This window comes from Okeania sp. SIO2F5 (assembly GCF_010692685.1).
Classification (GTDB): domain Bacteria; phylum Cyanobacteriota; class Cyanobacteriia; order Cyanobacteriales; family Microcoleaceae; genus Okeania; species Okeania hirsuta.
Window position 1 is genome coordinate 1 of sequence record NZ_JAAHGU010000305.1, and the last position, 1,455, is coordinate 1,455.

1 protein-coding gene is annotated in these 1,455 nt (G+C 36.8%); it reads left to right on the top strand.

The features are described from left to right. Nucleotides 1–180: 180 nt before the first annotated feature. Nucleotides 181–1,452, top strand: a complete 1,272-nt coding sequence (locus tag F6K27_RS33165; protein ID WP_287280441.1) for a transposase — start codon at nt 181–183, stop codon at nt 1,450–1,452. Nucleotides 1,453–1,455: the final 3 nt, after the last annotated feature.

Sequence of the window (1,455 nt, forward strand, 5' to 3'; positions counted from 1 at the left end):
TTACCTAAACGCATCAGAAGGCCAGCACTATAATCTATGATGAGCGTGTCTGGATGAATGATGCGTGTATAATTATGATTCGATGTCATCATTAGACACAAATATTAATAGTTTATCCAGTATACATTTTAGGTAAATTTAGTTATAATAGTCAATGTAGTCAAGGAATTAACAATAACTTTGCTAGTAATTGAGGCCAAATTAAAAGGCAGTCAAAATCAGTACAAAGTTTTAGATGAAATGATTCTCACAGGTCAATTCATCAGAAACAGTTGTTTGCGCTACTGGATGGAGAATAAAGATGTTAAACGCAATGACTTACAAAAGCTTTGTTCTGTACTAGCAAAGGATAGTAATTTTCCTTGGGTGAAAAAGTTAAACTCTCAAGCAAGACAAGCATCAGCCCATAGAACATGGCAATCAATACAACGATTCTACAAAAATTGTAGACTGAAATTACCAGGTAAAAAGGGCGATCCAAAATTCAATAAATTCACTCGTTCAATAGAGTACAAATCAACAGGTTATAAGCTATCTCCAGACAGAAAGAAAATTGAATTTAAAGATGGTTTTCAAGCTGGTGTATTTGAATTGTGGACAAGTCGCGATTTAGTCTGGTATTCAGAGCAACAAATAAGTCGTGTAAGAGTTGTGAGACGAGCTGATGGTTATTATTGTCAATTTCTAGTAAATGTAGAGAGAAAAGAAACTCATAATTTTCAAGGCAATGTCGTAGGAATAGATTTAGGTTTAAATACTTTTTATACTGATAGTAATGGTAATGTTGTAGAAAATCCTAAGTATTTAAGGAAGTCGGAAAAACGACTAAAAAAGCTACAACGGAAAGTATCGCGCCGCCACGAGAAAGGAAAAAAGGCACAATCAAATAACTACCACAAAGCCAGAAAGCAATTAGCCAGGCAGCATCTCAAAATCAGTAGACAGCGTAAAGACCATGCAGTAAAGACTGCACGGGCGTTAATCCAATGTCACGATTTGGTAGTATACGAGGATTTGAACATTGCTAACCTAGTTAAAAATCATCACTTAGCTAAATCTATATCTGATGCAAGCTGGTATCAGTTCACCGAATGGCTGGAATATTATGCTAAGTTGCATGGAATTGCTTGCATAGCAGTACCTCCACATTTCACATCTCAAAATTGTTCCAATTGTGGTCAGACTGTTAAAAAATCTTTGTCTGTTAGGACTCACAAATGTCCGCATTGTAGTTATATTGCTGATAGAGACCACAATGCAGCAAGGAACATTTTAGCTAAAGGTTTAGAAATGCTAGGAGCAATAGTCAACAGTACCGAGGGGCACTCGGAATCTGGGGGAGACCCAAAAGCTACGGGAGAGTCCGACCTCTGGTTTGGTAATAGTGATATTGTCCATCTAAGTCATCTCTGTGAGCGTAGAATCATCAATGATGAGAATCCCGCATCATAATCT